The following is a 589-nucleotide window of genomic DNA, read 5'->3' on the forward strand; positions in this document are numbered from 1 at the left end:
CTACCGGATCCCCTCACGATGACAGCCCCACCGAGACCCACATGACGCCCTCTCATCAACGGATCCGCATCCTTACAGCGCTCGCCACAGCCATGCTCCTGACCGGGTGCCTCGGTCCCACTCACCCCACCCCGCAAGCCACGGCCGCTCCTCTGCCGCCCGCAGACGCCGCAACCGCCGCACCGGACCTCCTGGCCAACGCCGGGCTCGCCCTCCCCGACGACGCCACCGACATCGAAGTCGACCTGATCAGCTTCGAGGACTTCACCGAGGTCTCCATCACCCGATTCACCGCACCACGCGAGGACGCCATCACCATGTGCCTCGACGCCACGGGAATACATCCCGCGGAGGAGAAGGAGGAGTACGTCCGGGGGTACACCAAGCTCATGTTGGGCGACTTCGAGTTGGAACCCGGCATGTACGGCACGCGAATCGGCCTCGATACGGCCACCGCCCGCGTGTTCATCACCGCCGACGACCCCGCCCGCGTCACCGTGCTGCACTACCGGATCCCCTCGCGATGACCCCGTCACGGAGGCACCACACGGCACTCCCACATTAACGGCTCTTCACTATGGATGTGTGG

1 protein-coding gene is annotated in these 589 nt (G+C 66.0%); it reads left to right on the forward strand.

Annotated features, from left to right (window positions below; genetic code table 11):
- The coding region (locus N869_RS15840; protein WP_035063316.1) for a hypothetical protein at nucleotides 1-527 on the forward strand (527 nt) is incomplete at its 5' end.
- Nucleotides 528-589 lie beyond the last annotated feature (62 nt).

The sequence above is a fragment of the Cellulomonas bogoriensis 69B4 = DSM 16987 genome (genome assembly GCF_000767165.1).
Classification (GTDB): Bacteria; Actinomycetota; Actinomycetes; order Actinomycetales; family Cellulomonadaceae; genus Actinotalea; species Actinotalea bogoriensis.